Here is a 14944-nt window from a genome sequence, read left to right as displayed (position 1 = left end):
CAGGGCCGCGTGACCGACCACCGCATCGGCCTGACCCTGCACAGCCTGCCGCAGATCTTGGAAGGCGACATCGACCCCGTGCTCGACGCCCTGATCGCCGAAGACCAGGCGGCGCGGCTGGCGGACCTGGAGGCGGAGTTCGGCTGAGATTTATTGGATGCCCAGAGGCAGACGCAGCAGCCGTCCGCTAGGGTGGGAAGCGGACATTGTCAGGTAAGGTCAGGAACGGCATCTAACGGGGCGGCACGTTCAAGGGAGAGGTCCGTGGAGCCCAAAAGCATAAACGTCTTGGACATTTCTGAAAGCTTGCCCCCCGGCGCAGCTAAGTTGTTGGATGTTCGCTTCGGAGCGGATAGCGATTGGAACCTGATCGCCCGCTACAGCAATGCGGACGAAGCGATTTCTGTGGTCGTGGAGAGCCCGACTGCATTCCGGGTGACGGATGAGGGCAATCTAATTTGGTATTGGTCGATGCTGAGCAGGCAAGGCGGTCCATGGGGCTTCGTCTACGAACTGGAAGGCAGTGCATGGCTGGCGGAGTATGAAAGCTCGGCAGCCAGCCCAAGGTCGGAAGTAAAGCACTATCTGGTCGCTGGTTCTGACGAATGTCTTGAAGTGCTCTCAGAGACCCAGCCGGTAGTTCAACGAAGGAACTGATCCTCAGTTTTCCGAGCAGTCCGAATGTCCGCTATGGGTCGAAAGCAGACGTTAGCGAAGTCGACGTTTTCGGGAGCGGCGTTGGCGCGCTTTAAGCCGTCCCACCCAAGCCGTCCATCGCCAGAGATAGAGACCGATCCAAGGGACGCACAAGACAAAGGCCAGCGTGACCGTAACCGGATTCCAGCCGATGAGCATCAGAGGGAACAGGACCGCGATCAGGGGGAGGATCAGCGACGATTTCGCGTTGGGATACTGGTCCCACTCGCGATCCACCCACCTGATGAGCGATGCCAAGTCCATCGATCGATGGTCTGTCATTCCGGAAATGTCCGCAATGGGTCGATAGCGGACTGTCGCCTAGCGGTGGGCAGCGGACGTTGACTGTTCTGTGAGGTGGCATATCGTCCGCCTATGAAATGGCTCCGGTTGATATGCCTTCCTGCCATCGTCGCCGGTCTACTAACGCCGGTGGTGCTGGGTCTATGGGGGGGGCACGCTATCTCCAGCATCATCGAAGGACCATTGGCCTACTGGATACGCAGCGGTTTGGGATTCGGCCTCGCCTACTCGTTGGCTTATGTCCTCGTTGCTATCCCCATGGCGAAGCTCTTCAAGCCGTACGGTCGCGCAGTAACATCCGTCTGCTTGTTACTGGTCGCCGCGCTGGTAGGTTTCATACTTCCTTGGGTCATCCTCCTTGGGCCGCTGTTGGGGGGAGCTGACGCGAAGGGTTTTATGATCCTTGGCCTGATTGGTGCGACCATGGGCTTGTTGGGTGCTGCAACTTGGTTGCCCTTCAACAGCGAGTTACTTCGCAGATCGTGCCGGTCTGAACTCGATCCCGCTTTGAGGTGACGTCCGCTTTGGGTGGGAAGCGGTCGTTCAGCTGCGCGCCCGCAATCTACAGCGCAAGCGGATCGAGTCCCCACGCGTGGAGGCCGCGATAAGGATTTCGGTAGCGCAGGCGATTACGACCGAGAGCGGCCGCGCGAGCAAAGAGCCAGGCTTCAAGTTCGCCTCAGCATAGGCAAGATGGGAGAGTTCCTCGACTTGGATATGCTCGACTAAAGCCGCAAGATCGGCGTCGCAGCGACGTAGGAATGCGATTTGGTCCTCAAGGTGACCGTGGACGGTGCGCTCTACAGCAGCGGTGCACGCCACGACGCCCGTTCGCCCCAGCATCGCGGTGATCGAACCAAGCAACCAGCCCCCGACGCTCCAGACCCCTAACGCGCGGCAAGGCTTGGCCGACCGGGGCTGCATGGCCTCCTGGAAGGCCGCGCGATGTGCCCGCTCGTGGTCCAATGCTTCCGCGAGCCAGGCCTCAATATCTGCGGGGTACGCGCCTTTACGCTTTAGCTGAGCGCTATAGATAGAAATGGCACCGTGCTCACCGGCGTGATTCACGCGCAGGATGCGCCGAACGAGCCGTTGATCAGAAGTTAGTGCTGTGGCCATCCGCCATTTCTACGTTCCGTGAGCTGAGTCCGCCATGGGTCGAAAGCGGTCTTCGGCTTCGAACCCGAAAGCGGAAATTGGCTGGACAGTCGGAGACCGGAGGCCGCTATCGTCAGCGGGGGTTGGATAGGAGACCTTGCTGCAGTTGGGCCTTCGACTGATACTCCTGCAATAGGGAAGCGCGCGTTTCTCTGGCCGATGTCGTGCAAAAGGTTGCAACGGAAATCGACGAAATGAGGGTCATTGCTAGTGTGGCGGCGACGGCAATCTTGTCGTCTTGCGCTCTCCCAGACCCTGACCGGGCCGAACAAGCTGGGGCGGAGGCCGCCGTGCGCGCGAGGTTCGGTCCGGACGCGCTGATCTCTCGTCTATCAAGGACGACGGACAACAGCGGCTTTTGTGGAATGTTGCTGCGGGACGCCGTCACGGATTACGCGGTTCTACCGGTTTTCATCGTGGAGGCTAGTAACGTCACCATCCTCGGCACTGATCCTGCGCTCTATGAACGATGCGGACCCGGATACGTCGCCCCCGTTTCAATCCCCCCGGTCGCATAGGTTGCGGGGAAGGGGGCCGGGGGGGCTTATGAGCTTCCGCAATGGGTCGATTTCGGTCGTCGGATGCCTGCCACGCACTGGACGTTGTTGGCGGATCACGCAAAGGGCCTGTTGTCCCCCTACTCCGTCAGCAGTCCCTGCGCCCTGAGCGCGTCCGCCAGGTCGCCCGGCGAGGTCCACAGGCGAGTGTAGCCGGCTTCGCCCAGGCGCTTCAGTTCGGTCGTCAGGTCGGCCTTGGCCGAGGCGGCGAAGCGGGCGTCGAAGCCTTCGCCGTCGCTGGACAGCCGCACCATGGGCCGGCCGGTCTCGAGCCGGTGCAGATAGCCCTCGTAGAGGACCGCCGCCTCGTCCGACAGCAGGCCGGTCTCGACCTCGAGCCCCGCCTGGCGCAGGCGCTCGACGCCGCGGCCCGAGGCGAAGGGCGAAGGGTCGACGCAGGCCACGACCACCCGCGCCACGCCGGCCTCGACCAGGAAGTGGGCGCACGACCGGCGGCCCGACGACCGCGCGCCGCAGGGCTCCAGCGTGACATAGGCGGTCGCGCCACGCGCCTTGTCGCCGGCGGCCGGCACGGCCTGTTCCTCGGCGTGGGGGCGGCCGCCGTCTGCGGTGGCCGCCTCGGCGACGACCTCGCCGTCCTTGACGATGACGCAGGCGACCGACGGATTGGGCCAGGTGCGGCCCATGTGCGCCCGCGCCAGGTCGATGGCGCGGCGCATGGCTTCTTGGTCGGTCACGCCGCCACGTCCGGCAGGGGCTGGGCGCGGTCGGAGTCCAGATATCGGGCGGCGGTCGGCTTCAGTCCGGCGTCCAGGTCGATCTCCAGCGGATTGCCGGTCGGGATCTCCACGCCGACGATCTGGTCGTCCGGGACGGCGAACAGCAGTTTGACGATGGCGCGCAGCGAGTTGCCGTGAGCCGCGATCAGCACGTCTTCGCCGGCCTTCAGGCGCGGCGCGATCGCCTCGTTCCAATAGGGTTCGACCCGGTCCAGCGTGGTCTTCAGACTCTCGGTGTCGGGGATGGCCTTGCCGGCGTAGCGTTCGTCGCCGGCGAAGTCCCACTCGCCGCCGGGCGCCAGCGGCGGGGGCGGCACGTCATAGCTGCGGCGCCAGACCTTGACCTGATCCTCGCCGTGCTTCTCGGCCGTCTCGGCCTTGTTCAGCCCCGTCAGCCCGCCGTAGTGGCGCTCGTTCAGGCGCCAGTCCTCGACCACCGGCACATCCTTCAGCCCGGCGGTCTGCAGGGCGAGGGCGCCCGTGCGCTTGGCCCGCTTCAGCACCGAGACGAACATCACCGACGGGTGTAAGCCGGCCTGCGCGATCAGCTCGCCCGACCGCCGGGCCTGGGCCTCGCCCTCGGCGGTCAGATCGACGTCGACCCAGCCCGTGAAGCGGTTTTCCAGGTTCCACTGGCTCTGGCCGTGGCGCAGCAGGATCAGTCGAGGCATCGGGCTCTCCGTTGGCGAGCCTTCGGGGTAGGCCCCGCGCCGGTCGCAGGTCAAGGTTTCGCCGTGTTCGCGCATGCCTTGTTGTTGTCCCCGTCGGGAGCCGCCGCTAGAGACATCGTCATGTCAGACCGCGTTTTCTTCGGCGCATCCGCCCTCGCCGCCCTGGCCCTGATCGCGCTCGCCGCGGTCTGGCCCTGACAGCCCAGCTATTTCAAGGACCCAATCCGATGATCAAACCGCGCCAGGACCTGCGCCCGAACACGGCCGAATACGAGACCGTCCCGCTGGTCAAGCCGACCGGCTTTCGCGAATACGACGCGCGCTGGATCCTGGAAAAGGAGATCAATCTGCTGGGCATCCAGGCCCTGGGTCTGGGTCTGGCGACCTATGTGCACGAGATCGGGGTCAAGCCGCGCATCGTGGTCGGCCATGACTTCCGCGGGTATTCGCTGAGCGTGAAACAGGCGTTGATCCTGGGCCTGCTGGAAGGCGGGATGGAGGTGCTGGACGTCGGCCTGGCCTTGTCGCCCATGGCCTATTTCGGCCAGTTCGAGCTGGACGCGCCCTGCGTGGCCATGGTCACCGCCAGCCATAACGAGAATGGCTGGACCGGCGTGAAGATGGGCGCCAATCCGCCCCTGACCTTCGGCCCCGACGAGATCGGCCGCCTGAAGGCGATCGTGCTGGAGGGGCAGGGCGTGGCCCGGCCCAACGGCCGGCTGGAACGCGTCGAGGGTTTTCGCGAACGCTATATCGCCGATGTGGCGTCCAAGGTTCAGATCAAGCGTCCGCTCAAGGTCGTGGCCGCCTGTGGCAACGGCACGGCCGGCGCCTTCGCGCCCGACGCCCTGCGCCGCATGGGCGTGGAGGTGATCGAGATGGACGCCGACCTCGACTACACCTTCCCCAAATACAATCCGAACCCCGAAGACCACGCCATGCTGAGCCAGATGGCGCAGCGGGTGCGCGAGACGGGCGCCGACCTGGCCCTGGGCTTCGACGGGGACGGCGACCGCTGCGGCGTGGTGGACGATACGGGCGAGGAGATCTTCGCCGACAAGATCGGCCTGATGCTGGCCCGCGACTTGTCGGCCATCCATCCCAACGCCACCTTCGTCGTCGATGTGAAGTCGACGGGCCTGTACAAGACCGACGAGGTGCTCAAGGCCAACGGCGCCGAAACGGTCTATTGGAAGACCGGCCACAGCTACATCAAGCGCAAGACCGCCGAGATCGGCGCCCTGGCCGGGTTCGAGAAGTCGGGACACTTCTTCATGGCCGGCGAACTGGGCCATGGCTACGACGACGGCCTGGTCGCCGCCGGCGCCATCCTGGCCATGCTGGACCGCAACCCCGGCAAGAAACTGAGCGAGCTGAAGGCCGCCCTGCCGGACGCCTGGACCAGCCTGACCATGTCGCCCCACTGCGACGACGAGCTGAAGTACGAGGTGCTGGAGCGGATCGTGGCCGAGTATCAGGCCCTGGCCGACGCCGGCGGCTCGATCCTGGGCCGCAAGATCGTCGAGGCCATCACCGTCAACGGCGTGCGCGTGCACCTGGAAGACGGCTCGTGGGTCCTGGTCCGCGCCTCGTCCAACAAGCCCGAGCTGGTCGTCGTGGTGGAGTCCATGCGCTCGGAGGACGACATGCGGGCCCTGTTCCGCGAAGAGGTCAAGCCGCGCCTGGCCGCCTATGCCGAGATCGGCGCCTACAACCAGGAAATCTGAAGCCGGGCGGTTTGACGGCGCCGGCCGTTCGGGCCACTGACGACCATGGGCGAGGTTGGGACTGATCAGATCGTCATCGTCGGCGGGGGCTTTTCCGGCGCCATGCTGGCGGCGCGGCTGGGCGAGCGCGGGCAGCGTTCGACCGTCATCGGCCGCGACGACCGCTTCGGCCTCGGCGTGGCCTATTCGACGCCGTTCGAAGGTCATCTGCTGAACGTCCGATCCAGCCGCATGAGCGCGGTGGAGAGGCGGCCCGCCGACTTCGTCGACTGGCTGAAAGCCAACCGGCCGGAACTAGCCGATCCCGAGGACTTCGCGCCGCGCGCCGTCTATGGCCGGTATGTCGCCGACCGGTTCGATCATGCGCGGGCGACCGGATTGATCCAGACGGTACGAGGCGAGGCGGTCGCCGTCGAGGCCGCCGGCGTGCGCCTGGCCGACGGGCGCCGCATCGAAGGCCGCGCGGTGGTGCTGGCCACCGGCAATCCCGCGCCACGCACCGCCGAGAGCGGCGCGAGCGACCGCATCCTGTCCGATCCCTGGGCGCCCGGCGCGCTGGAGCGCATCGGCGCCGACGACCGCGTGCTGATCGTGGGCACGGGCCTGACCATGGTCGATATGCTGCAGAGCCTTGAGGCCGGCGGCTGGCGCGGCGACGCTGTGGCCTTGTCGCGGCGCGGCCTGCTGCCTCGGGCCCATGGCGAACACCATGATGCGGCGGCCGATCTGCCGGCCCAGGCGTTGTCGGGGCCTGTCTCGCAACGGCTGAACGCCGCGCGCGCCAGGGCCGTGAAGGTCGGCTGGAAGCCCGTGATGGAAGCCTATCGCCCCATCACCGCGGACCTGTGGAGCCAGGCCACGACCGCCGAACGGGCGCGGCTGGTGCGGCATCTAAGGCCCTGGTGGGACGTGCACCGCCATCGCATCGCGGCGCGCATCGGCCGGTTTCTTGAGGGGCTGACCGCCGAGGGTCGACTGACCATCATCGCCGGTCGGCTTGGCCGCGTTGAGGCCGACGAGACGGGCGTTCGCGCCGCCTATCGCCCGCGCGGCGGCGGGCCGGAGGGACAGCTTCGCGCCGACTGGCTGATTGACTGCACCGGGCCGGGCCATGACGCGGCGCGCGACCCGCTGACGGGGCCGCTGATCGCCGCCGGGCGCGCGCGGCTGGACCCGCTGCGGCTAGGGCTGGACCTGGATGCCGACGGCCGGGTGCTGAACGTCGAGGGGCGGCCGGACGACAGCCTCTATGTGCTGGGGCCGCCCGCGCGCGCCGCCTTCTGGGAGACCATTGCCGTGCCCGACATCCGCAAGCGGATCGAGGCGCTGACGGACCGCCTCACACCGGCAGCGCGCCGCGCTTGACCACCGCCCGCATGGCGACGCTGGACGAGACGCGGTTGACCCCCGGCAGACGGGTCAGGGCCTTGGCGTGCAGCCGCTCCAAATCGTCCACGTCGCGCACCACCAGCCGCAGCAGATAGTCCGAGCCGCCGGTCATCAGATAGCATTCCATCACCTCGGGCACGGCGGCGACCGCGGCCTCGAACGCCGTCAGGGCGGCTTCGGACTGACTGGCCAGGGTGACGGTGACGAAGACGCTGATCGGCAAGCCCACGGCCCGCTCGTTGATCATGGCGGCGTAGCGGCCGATCACGCCCGCGTTTTCCAGCGCCCGCAGACGCCGCAGGCAGGCGCTTTCCGACAGGGCCACCTGCCGCGCCAGATCGGCGTTGGTGATGCGCCCGTCCTGCTGCAGCACCCGCAGCATCTTGCGGTCGATGGCGTCCAGTTCGACGGCGGAGACTGTCTTCATGGCGCGCGATCCTCGCAGAGTCTGCGCATTTACGCCGATAACCCAGGCAAATGAACCGGAATCTGCGCCTCATCCGGCGCTATGGTCACGCCCGAACGATCCGCCGAAACAGGCGGACGGCCAGTTTCGGGAGAGACATGATGCGCGTCGGCGTGCCCAGCGAGATCAAGAAGAACGAACACCGCGTCGGCCTGACGCCGACCGCCGCCCGCGAATATGCGGCGCGCGGCCACCAGGTCGCCGTCCAGACGGGCGCCGGGATGGGCGCTGGCTTCACCGACGACGACTACGTCAGGGCCGGCGCGACCATCGTCGCCGACGCCGCGACCGTCTTCGCCGACAGCGATATGATCGTGAAGGTCAAGGAGCCCCAGAAGGTCGAGTGGGAGATGCTGCGCGAGGACCAGATCCTCTACACCTACCTGCACCTGGCGCCCGACCCGGAGCAGACCAAGGGCCTGATCGCCTCGAAATGCGCCGCCATCGCCTACGAGACGGTGACCGACGCGCGCGGCGGCCTACCGCTGCTGGCGCCGATGTCGGAAGTCGCCGGCCGCATCGCCGTCTTCTCGGCCGCCGAGACCCTGCTGAAGCACAACGGCGGCATGGGTCTGCTGTTCTGCGGCGTTCCGGGCGTGGCGCCCGCACGGGTGCTGGTGCTGGGCGGCGGCGTGGTCGGGCTGAACGCGGCGCGCATGGCCATGGGTCTGGGGGCCGAGGTGGTGGTGCTGGAACGCTCCATCCCGCGCATGGCCTATATCGACGAAGTCACCGGCGGCCGGGTCATCACCCGCTATTCCTCGATCGGCGCGATCGAGGAAGAGATCGTCAAGGCCGACGTGGTCATCGGCGCCGTGCTGGTGCCGGGGGCCGAAGCGCCCAAGCTGGTCAAGCGCGAGCACCTGAAGAAGATGAAGCCCGGCTCGGTGCTGGTCGACGTCGCCATCGATCAGGGCGGCTGTTTCGAGACGTCGAAGCCGACCACTCACGAAGACCCGACCTACACCGTCGACGGCGTGGTCCACTACTGCGTGGCCAATATGCCGGGCGCCGCGCCGCGCACTTCGTCCGAGGCTCTGAACAACGCCACCCTGCCGTTCGGCCTTGCGCTGGCCGACCATGGGCTGGAGGCGTTGCGCAAGGACCCGCACCTGGCGCGCGGCCTGAACGTGCTGAAGGGCGAGATCACCTATCCGGCGGTCGCTCAGGCTCTGGGCCTGGAATGGACCGACCCGTTCGGCGTCTGGCCGCAGGGCTGAAGGCGGCGCATGCGACCGAGGGTCGCGGCCCAGGCGAGGCAAGACGGGTTAGGTTGATCGCCTGAACCAAGGGAGAGAAGCCGATGTCTCGTCTATCCTGGATCGCCGCGCCCGCCGTCGTGGCCCTGACCGCCGGGGCCGCCTGGGCCCATCACGGCTGGAGCTCCTACGACGCCGAGAAGGTCATGCGCCCGACCGCTCCGGTGGTCGAGTCCAGCTGGGGCAGCCCGCATGGCAGCCTGGTCCTGACGGTCGACGGCCAGCGCTGGGACGTCGTCCTGGCGCCGGTGTCGCGCATGCAGGCCCGCGGCCTGGCCGAGGCTGACATCGCTGTCGGCCGGACGGTCACCGTCCATGCCTATCCCCGCAAGGACGGCACACGTGAGATGCGCGCCGAACGCATCATCGTCGGCGACAAGACGGTCGAACTCCGCTGATCGCGGAACTGGCCGGCGCGGTCGAGGCGTCCGGCTTCGGCCGCTGGGCGTCGGGCTCGGCCTTGGCCTATCCGATCGCGAACGTGGCGCACGTTCTAGGCCTGGCCGGTCTGCTGGGCGCGATAGGCGTCTATGATCTGCGGATGCTGGGCTGGGGCCGCGCCCTGCCGGCGCAAACGCTTCTGGCTGCCGTGCGGCCCCTGGCGATCGGCGGCTTCGGGCTGCTGGCGCTGAGCGGGGCGGTCCTGTTCGCCGCCGACGCCGTCGCGCTGGCGGGCTCCGACCTGTTCAGGGTCAAGCTGGTCCTTATCGTCGCGGCGGTCGCCAACGCCGCCGCCTTCGAATGGATGAAGCCGCATGGACGGCCCGCCGCAGCCTTCGCCGCAGCCTCCCTGATCCTGTGGATCACTGTCGCGGTGGCCGGGCGGATGATCGCCTACGTCTGAGGCGCCGCTGGCTGGCATTCCTGAGGCGCGTCGCCCTGCCCCTCCCACAGGGCGCAGGACCGGTCGATCTCGCTCTGGATCATCGCGCAGGGATTGGCGGTGTTGCAGGGCGGGCGCGTCGCCGGGCTGACCGCGCGGCACCGTTCGACCAGCCGCGTCGCGGCCTCCTGACCGATCTCGTCCAGGCATGAGCCGCTCGACGCCGGCGTGGCGGCCGGCGTCTGCACCTGCGCTTCCGCCGGCGGCTGCACAGGCGCCTCGACCGGGGCGGTCGCCGTCTCGGGCGGCGGGACCGGCGCGGGGTCGCTCTGATTGCAGGCGGCCGTCAGGGCGGCCAGGGCGACGACGGGGGCGGCGAGGAAGGCCAGGCGCATGAGGGATCTCCTGATGGGTCTCTTGCGGCAACGCGCCTGGGCCGCAACCGTTCGCGATCAGCGCTTCAGCGCCGCATCCACCGCCTGCTTCTGCATCACGAACAGGTCGCGGCAGCCGATCTCGGCCAGCTCGAACAGGCGGTCGAATTCGTCGCGCGAGAAGCCGCGTTTCTCGCCCGTGGCCTGGATCTCGACGATCTGCCCGGCGCCGGTCAGGACGAAGTTGGAATCGGCCTCGGCCGTCGAATCCTCTTCATAGTCGAGGTCCAGCACCGGCAGATCGTTGAACACGCCGCACGACACCGCCGCCACCTGGTCCAGGATCGGATCCGCGCTCAGCACGCCCTCGGCGCGCAGATAGCCCAGGGCCTGCGCCATCGCGACCCAGGCGCCGGTGATCGAGGCGGTGCGGGTGCCGCCGTCGGCCTGGATCACGTCGCAGTCGATCAGCACCTGACGTTCGCCCAGAGCCTTGAGGTCGACCACGGCGCGCAAGGAGCGGCCGATCAGGCGCTGGATCTCCTGGGTGCGGCCCGACTGCTTGCCCGCCGCCGCCTCGCGCCGGCCCCGGGTGTGGGTGGCGCGGGGCAGCATGCCGTATTCGGCCGTGACCCAGCCCTGGCCGGTGTTGCGCATCCAGCCCGGCACTTTCTCTTCCACCGAGGCCGTGACCAGAACCTTCGTATGGCCGAACGACACTAGGCACGAGCCTTCGGCATAGCGGTTCACGCCGGTCTCCAGCGTCACGGGACGAAGCTGTTCGGGGGTGCGTTCGGACGGGCGCATGGGAACTCCTTGGAAGCGGTCGTGCGGGGCTCTATCCTGAAACGGTGAGCCTGTCCCCCTTCCAGAGCCCGGATGTCCGCCGCAGGGTGTTCGCCCCATGACGCCCTTCACCGCGCCCTACGCGGGAATGGCCGTGCTGGACCAGCGCGCGCGCGACATCTTCCGGCGCATCGTCGAGAGCTATCTGCACACGGGCGAGCCCGTAGGATCGCGCACCCTGTCCATGACGGGCGTGTCCCTGTCGCCTGCCTCAATCCGCAACACCATGCAGGATCTGACGATGGCGGGGCTGCTGGCCTCGCCGCACACCTCGGCCGGCCGCATCCCGACGCATGCGGGCCTGCGCTTGTTCGTCGACGGCCTGCTTGAGATCGGCGACGTCGGGACCGAGGAGCGGCGCGAGATCGATGCGCGCCTGGCCGGGCGCGGACGCAATTTCGAAGAGGCCCTGAACGAGGCCTCGGCCCTGTTGTCGGGCTTGGCGGGCGGCGCCGGCGTGGTGGCCAGTCCGGTGCGCGACGCGGGCGTCAAACACGTGGAGTTCGTGGCGCTGGGCCGCGATCAGGCGCTGGCGGTGCTGGTGGCCGACGACGGCACGATCGAAAACCGGCTGATGCCGCTGAAGGCCGGGGTCACGCCCTCGACGCTGCAGGAGGCCTCCAACTTCCTCAACGCCCGCCTGCGCGGCCGGCCTCTGTCCGAGGCGCGGGTTGAAATGCGCGGAGAACTGGACGCCGCCCGACGCGAGTTGGACGAAGCCGCCGCCCGCCTGGTCGAGGACGGCGTGGCCGCCTGGTCGGGCGGCGCCGAGCGCGACCGCGCTCTGATCGTGCGGGGCCGCGCCAACCTGTTGCAGGATCGCGACGCGGTCGAGGACCTGGAGCGGGTGCGCACTTTGTTCGACGATCTGGAACAGAAAGAACAGCTGATCGGCCTGCTGGACGGGGTGGCCGGCGCGCAGGGTGTGCGCATCTTCATCGGCGCCGAGACACGGTTGTTTTCGCTTTCGGGTTCCGCCGTGATCGCGGCGCCCTATATGTCGGGCCGGCAGCGAGTGCTGGGCGCCGTCGGCGTCATCGGCCCCGCGAGACTGAACTACGCCCGCGTCATCCCGTTGGTGGACTACACCGCCCGGGTGCTGGGGCGCATGCTGGACGGACAAGACACGTGAACGACGACATCAGAGACGAAACCGAGCTGGACGCCGACATGGGCGAGGCCGAACTGAACGCCGAGGCGGGGCTCGATTCCCATCCCGACGACGACGGCGATCTGGCCCCGTTGGACGCCGTGATCGCCGAGCGCGACGAGTGGAAGGACCGGGCCCTGCGCGCCATCGCCGAGACGGAGAACCTGCGCCGTCGCGCCGAGACCCAGGCCAATGACGCCCGCGCCTACGCCATCCAGCGCTTCGCCCGCGACCTGCTGGGCGTGGCCGACAATCTGGAGCGCGCCATCCAGGCCGCGCCTCAGGACGCGGAGGGCGCCGCCGCCGGTCTGGTCTCGGGACTGGAGCTGACCCAGAAGTCGCTGCTTCAGGCCTTCGAATCCAACAATCTGAAGCGCGTCGCGCCGGAGCCGGGCGAGGCTTTCGACCCGCACTTGCATCAGGCCATGATGGAGCAGCCCTCCGACACGGTTCAGGGCGGTCAGGTGATCCAGACCCTGCAGGCCGGCTACGCCCTGTTCGGCCGCACCGTGCGCCCCGCCATGGTGGTCGTCGCCGCCAAGGGATCGGGCGCGGCCGCCGCCGGCTACGCGCCGGGCGGAAACTACGACGGCAAGGCCTGAGGCTGAGGCTTCAGCGGCGGGGCCTCAGAACCCCCGCCGCCAGCTCGCCAGGAGAGCATAGCCGAGCGGCGCCTCCAGGCGGTGCTGCTCCTGACGGATCATCACCGCCTCCAGCTGCAGCGCCGAGCCGTCGCCGAGGCCGTGCAGGCTGCGCAGGGCGAAGTTGATCTCGCGGCCGTCGGGCGAGGCCGAGAAGCTGCGCTCGGAGAAGGTGACGGGATCGAAATACTCCAGCGGCACGTCGGCGAGCAGCGCGCTGAAGGCGCCGCTCTCGATCCGCAGCGGCTGCGACACTTCCCAGGTCAGGTTCGCGCAACCCCAGGCCTGGACCGGGCAGGGCGTGACCAGGCCCATGCGCCAGGTCGAGCTCAGCGCCGGATCGGTCAGCTTCAGGAAGGCGCCGTCGATGTCCGTGCGGCCGAAGCCGGCCTCGCCGACCAGCGTCATGCCGCGTCCCAGCGACAGATTGCCGCCGAAGGCCGCGAAGCGCGTCTCCGACGGCAGGCGGAAGTCCGACCCGGCGGGCATGTAGGCGCCCAGCGGACCCATCCGCTCGTCCAGGCTGCCGGCCGAGAAGGACAGGCCGACGCCATCGCCCTGCCAGTTCAGGGTGCCGCGCGAATAGGTCGAGGCGTCGCGCTGGACCTGCTGCAGGGCCGCGCGGCGGTCGCCGGCTCCCGTTTCGGCGCTGAAGGTGAACCGGCCCATGTTGACCGCGCCGCGCACGGCGTGATCGACCTGAGCCAGGGCCGCGAAGCCGTCGCCCGAAGCGCCGCGGAACGGCGAGCGCGCACCGCCGCGGCCTTGCCACACGGCGAAGGACATGCGGCCAGCGGTGACGTCGAACAGGGCTTCCTGGCGCGGCTCGTCGCCCAGCCAAGGGGCGTCGAAGGGCGTGTAGCGGGCCATCACCGGCTCGGGGCCGAGGATCTGGGCGGACGCCACCATGGCGTAGCGCACGCCGCCCGGCCCATCCATTGACACGCTCGTCTGGCGCATCGGCTCGGGATTCTCAGGCTGCCAGCTGCGGCGCGGCGCCGGCGCATAGGCCGTGCCGAGGTTCATGCGGAACAGCCGCTGGAACTCATCATAGGCTATGGTGTCCAGGGCGGGCGTACGGAACGCCGAGCCGAAGGCGCCGCCGACGAAGGCGCCCGGCATCTGGCCGACCATGACGGCGCCGCCGCCGGCCTGGGGCGAGCTGGTGGCGCCGACGGGCTGGAAGGCCCGGGCGATGTCCAGCAGGCCGCGCCCGTAGACGACGTCCGTGCCCGTGTCTCCGGCGTCTCGGCCGGTGCGCAGCAGGATTTCCACGGCCTGGCGGCCCGTCAGGTTAGGGAAGGCCTCCAGCAGCAGGGCCAGGGCGCCCGCCACGGCCGGGGAGGCGAAGGAGGTCCCGTTCACCCGCCAGCACCGCGTGGGAATATCGCAGTCTGTGATGATTCCTTCGCCCGGCGCGGACAAATAGTGCGACAGCGAAACCCCGGCCCGATTCGAGAAGCCGGACATGATATTCGTGGCGCCGTGCGATCCCGTCACGATGATGCCGCCTGCAAAGCGCGGATCGCTGGCGTAGCGGCCGGGCCACCCCGGGTTTTCATTGCCGTCGTTGCCGGACGCGATGGCGAAAACCACCCCGGCGTTGATGGCGCGGAGCAAGGCGGCCTCGAAGGCCGAACCCAGCGTGCCGTCGCCGCCTAGGGACAAGTTGATGACCTTGGCCCCGTTGGCGACCGCATAGTCCAGCGCATTGGTCAGGTCGGAGCTTCGGAAGCAGACCGTGCGGTCGGGATCGTTGCAGTCGCTGATGTCGGCGCGGATCGACAGAATGGTCGAGTTGTAGGCGACGCCGATAGTTCCGTAGTCGTTGAACGGGGCCGCTATGACGCCCGAAACGCGTGTCCCGTGCCGATCGTCGCCCTGAGGCGCCCCGCGCCCCGCCACGATGTCGGTGGAGGCCCTTGAGATGTTGGTCGCGAGGTCGGGGTGGTCCAACTGAATGCCGCTATCAACCACGGCGACGGTGATGCCCCGGCCTGTCGCGCCCTGTCTCCAGGCGGTGATGGCGTTGGTGTTGGCGACGCCGAAATTCCGCGTGTACTCGCTTGAGGTCTCTGACGGCACAGCCGGCGGTGGGGGTGGCGGAGGAGGAGGCGGCGGCGGCGGCGGCGGCGGCGGCGGAG

Annotated in this window: 15 protein-coding genes and 1 pseudogene; 9 read left to right on the top strand and 7 right to left on the bottom strand. The window is 68.3% G+C overall.

Annotation, left to right across the window (positions count from 1 at the left end):
* Positions 1 to 147: pseudogene (locus ACK4I0_RS12755) on the top strand (peptide chain release factor 1); the annotation flags it as partial.
* A 117-nt stretch (positions 148 to 264) separates the two neighbouring features.
* Positions 265 to 657, top strand: coding sequence for a hypothetical protein (locus ACK4I0_RS12750; RefSeq protein ID WP_409611547.1), 393 nt, complete (start codon positions 265 to 267; stop codon positions 655 to 657).
* Between the two features lie 885 nt (positions 658 to 1542).
* On the opposite strand, the gene ACK4I0_RS12745 is transcribed toward ACK4I0_RS12750, so the two are convergent.
* The 3 genes from ACK4I0_RS12745 to ACK4I0_RS12735 form a co-directional block, all read right to left on the bottom strand.
* Entirely contained in the window at positions 1543 to 2118 is a 576-nt protein-coding gene (locus ACK4I0_RS12745; protein WP_409611545.1) for a demethoxyubiquinone hydroxylase family protein, read from the bottom strand.
* 676 nt (positions 2119 to 2794) lie between these two features.
* Positions 2795 to 3412 (bottom strand): bifunctional diaminohydroxyphosphoribosylaminopyrimidine deaminase/5-amino-6-(5-phosphoribosylamino)uracil reductase RibD, encoded by a 618-nt coding sequence (gene ribD, locus ACK4I0_RS12740; protein ID WP_409611543.1) that lies wholly within the window; start codon positions 3410 to 3412, stop codon positions 2795 to 2797.
* Positions 3409 to 4125, bottom strand: a complete 717-nt coding sequence (locus tag ACK4I0_RS12735; protein ID WP_409611541.1) for a 2,3-bisphosphoglycerate-dependent phosphoglycerate mutase — start codon at positions 4123 to 4125, stop codon at positions 3409 to 3411. The genes ribD and ACK4I0_RS12735 overlap by 4 nt, the downstream gene beginning before the upstream one ends.
* A gap of 227 nt (positions 4126 to 4352) precedes the next feature.
* Here ACK4I0_RS12735 and ACK4I0_RS12730 point away from each other — a divergent pair, with 227 nt between their 5' ends.
* Together ACK4I0_RS12730 and ACK4I0_RS12725 are read left to right on the top strand one after the other, a co-directional pair.
* Complete coding sequence (locus ACK4I0_RS12730; RefSeq protein ID WP_409611539.1) at positions 4353 to 5852, top strand: phosphomannomutase/phosphoglucomutase; 1500 nt, start codon at positions 4353 to 4355, stop codon at positions 5850 to 5852.
* Positions 5853 to 5897: 45 nt separating this feature from the next.
* Entirely contained in the window at positions 5898 to 7217 is a 1320-nt protein-coding gene (locus tag ACK4I0_RS12725; RefSeq protein WP_409611537.1) for an FAD/NAD(P)-binding protein, read from the top strand.
* On the opposite strand, the gene ACK4I0_RS12720 is transcribed toward ACK4I0_RS12725, so the two are convergent.
* Positions 7192 to 7668 carry an Lrp/AsnC family transcriptional regulator gene (locus ACK4I0_RS12720; RefSeq protein ID WP_409611535.1) on the bottom strand — a complete coding sequence of 159 codons (477 nt, stop codon included), beginning with the start codon at positions 7666 to 7668 and terminating at the stop codon, positions 7192 to 7194. The two genes, ACK4I0_RS12725 and ACK4I0_RS12720, sit on opposite strands and share 26 nt — an antisense overlap.
* Positions 7669 to 7808: 140 nt before the next feature.
* On the opposite strand from ACK4I0_RS12720, the gene ald reads away from it, so the two are divergent.
* From ald to ACK4I0_RS12705, 3 genes are all read left to right on the top strand, one after another.
* Complete coding sequence (gene ald / locus ACK4I0_RS12715; protein ID WP_409611533.1) at positions 7809 to 8927, top strand: alanine dehydrogenase; 1119 nt, start codon at positions 7809 to 7811, stop codon at positions 8925 to 8927.
* A gap of 83 nt (positions 8928 to 9010) precedes the next feature.
* The gene (locus tag ACK4I0_RS12710) at positions 9011 to 9364 is read left to right on the top strand and encodes a DUF6152 family protein (RefSeq protein WP_135066415.1); all 354 of its coding nucleotides are present in this window, start codon (positions 9011 to 9013) and stop codon (positions 9362 to 9364) included.
* Between the two features lie 62 nt (positions 9365 to 9426).
* Complete coding sequence (locus ACK4I0_RS12705) at positions 9427 to 9810, top strand: hypothetical protein (protein ID WP_409611531.1); 384 nt, start codon at positions 9427 to 9429, stop codon at positions 9808 to 9810.
* On the opposite strand, the gene ACK4I0_RS12700 is transcribed toward ACK4I0_RS12705, so the two are convergent.
* Complete coding sequence (locus tag ACK4I0_RS12700) at positions 9801 to 10184, bottom strand: hypothetical protein (RefSeq protein WP_409611529.1); 384 nt, start codon at positions 10182 to 10184, stop codon at positions 9801 to 9803. The genes ACK4I0_RS12705 and ACK4I0_RS12700 overlap by 10 nt on opposite strands.
* 57 nt (positions 10185 to 10241) lie before the next feature.
* Complete coding sequence (rph, locus tag ACK4I0_RS12695) at positions 10242 to 10970, bottom strand: ribonuclease PH (protein ID WP_409611527.1); 729 nt, start codon at positions 10968 to 10970, stop codon at positions 10242 to 10244.
* A 97-nt stretch (positions 10971 to 11067) separates the two neighbouring features.
* Here rph and hrcA point away from each other — a divergent pair, with 97 nt between their 5' ends.
* Complete coding sequence (gene hrcA / locus ACK4I0_RS12690; protein WP_409611525.1) at positions 11068 to 12141, top strand: heat-inducible transcriptional repressor HrcA; 1074 nt, start codon at positions 11068 to 11070, stop codon at positions 12139 to 12141.
* Between the two features lie 38 nt (positions 12142 to 12179).
* Positions 12180 to 12761 (top strand): nucleotide exchange factor GrpE, encoded by a 582-nt coding sequence (gene grpE / locus ACK4I0_RS12685; RefSeq protein ID WP_409611549.1) that lies wholly within the window; start codon positions 12180 to 12182, stop codon positions 12759 to 12761.
* 24 nt (positions 12762 to 12785) lie between these two features.
* On the opposite strand, the gene ACK4I0_RS12680 is transcribed toward grpE, so the two are convergent.
* On the bottom strand, positions 12786 to 14944 hold a 2159-nt coding region (locus ACK4I0_RS12680), incomplete at its 5' end, for a S8 family peptidase (protein WP_409611523.1).

Origin of the sequence: Brevundimonas sp., from assembly GCF_046295775.1 — a bacterium.
In the GTDB taxonomy this organism is placed as follows: domain Bacteria; phylum Pseudomonadota; class Alphaproteobacteria; order Caulobacterales; family Caulobacteraceae; genus Brevundimonas.
Note: the sequence above shows the minus strand (reverse complement) of the source record. Positions and strands in the feature narration are given on the sequence as shown.

What these genes read in the sequence shown, in the direction of transcription:
- ACK4I0_RS12745 (WP_409611545.1), bottom strand. Translation starts at nt 2,118, where the DNA reads ATGGCCACAGCACTAACTTCTGATCAACGGCTCGTTCGGCGCATCCTG.
- ACK4I0_RS12735 (WP_409611541.1), bottom strand. Translation starts at nt 4,125, where the DNA reads ATGCCTCGACTGATCCTGCTGCGCCACGGCCAGAGCCAGTGGAACCTG.
- ACK4I0_RS12730 (WP_409611539.1), top strand. Translation starts at nt 4,353, where the DNA reads ATGATCAAACCGCGCCAGGACCTGCGCCCGAACACGGCCGAATACGAG.
- ACK4I0_RS12725 (WP_409611537.1), top strand. Translation starts at nt 5,898, where the DNA reads ATGGGCGAGGTTGGGACTGATCAGATCGTCATCGTCGGCGGGGGCTTT.
- ACK4I0_RS12720 (WP_409611535.1), bottom strand. Translation starts at nt 7,668, where the DNA reads ATGAAGACAGTCTCCGCCGTCGAACTGGACGCCATCGACCGCAAGATG.
- ald (WP_409611533.1), top strand. Translation starts at nt 7,809, where the DNA reads ATGCGCGTCGGCGTGCCCAGCGAGATCAAGAAGAACGAACACCGCGTC.
- ACK4I0_RS12710 (WP_135066415.1), top strand. Translation starts at nt 9,011, where the DNA reads ATGTCTCGTCTATCCTGGATCGCCGCGCCCGCCGTCGTGGCCCTGACC.
- ACK4I0_RS12700 (WP_409611529.1), bottom strand. Translation starts at nt 10,184, where the DNA reads ATGCGCCTGGCCTTCCTCGCCGCCCCCGTCGTCGCCCTGGCCGCCCTG.
- rph (WP_409611527.1), bottom strand. Translation starts at nt 10,970, where the DNA reads ATGCGCCCGTCCGAACGCACCCCCGAACAGCTTCGTCCCGTGACGCTG.
- hrcA (WP_409611525.1), top strand. Translation starts at nt 11,068, where the DNA reads ATGACGCCCTTCACCGCGCCCTACGCGGGAATGGCCGTGCTGGACCAG.
- grpE (WP_409611549.1), top strand. Translation starts at nt 12,180, where the DNA reads ATGGGCGAGGCCGAACTGAACGCCGAGGCGGGGCTCGATTCCCATCCC.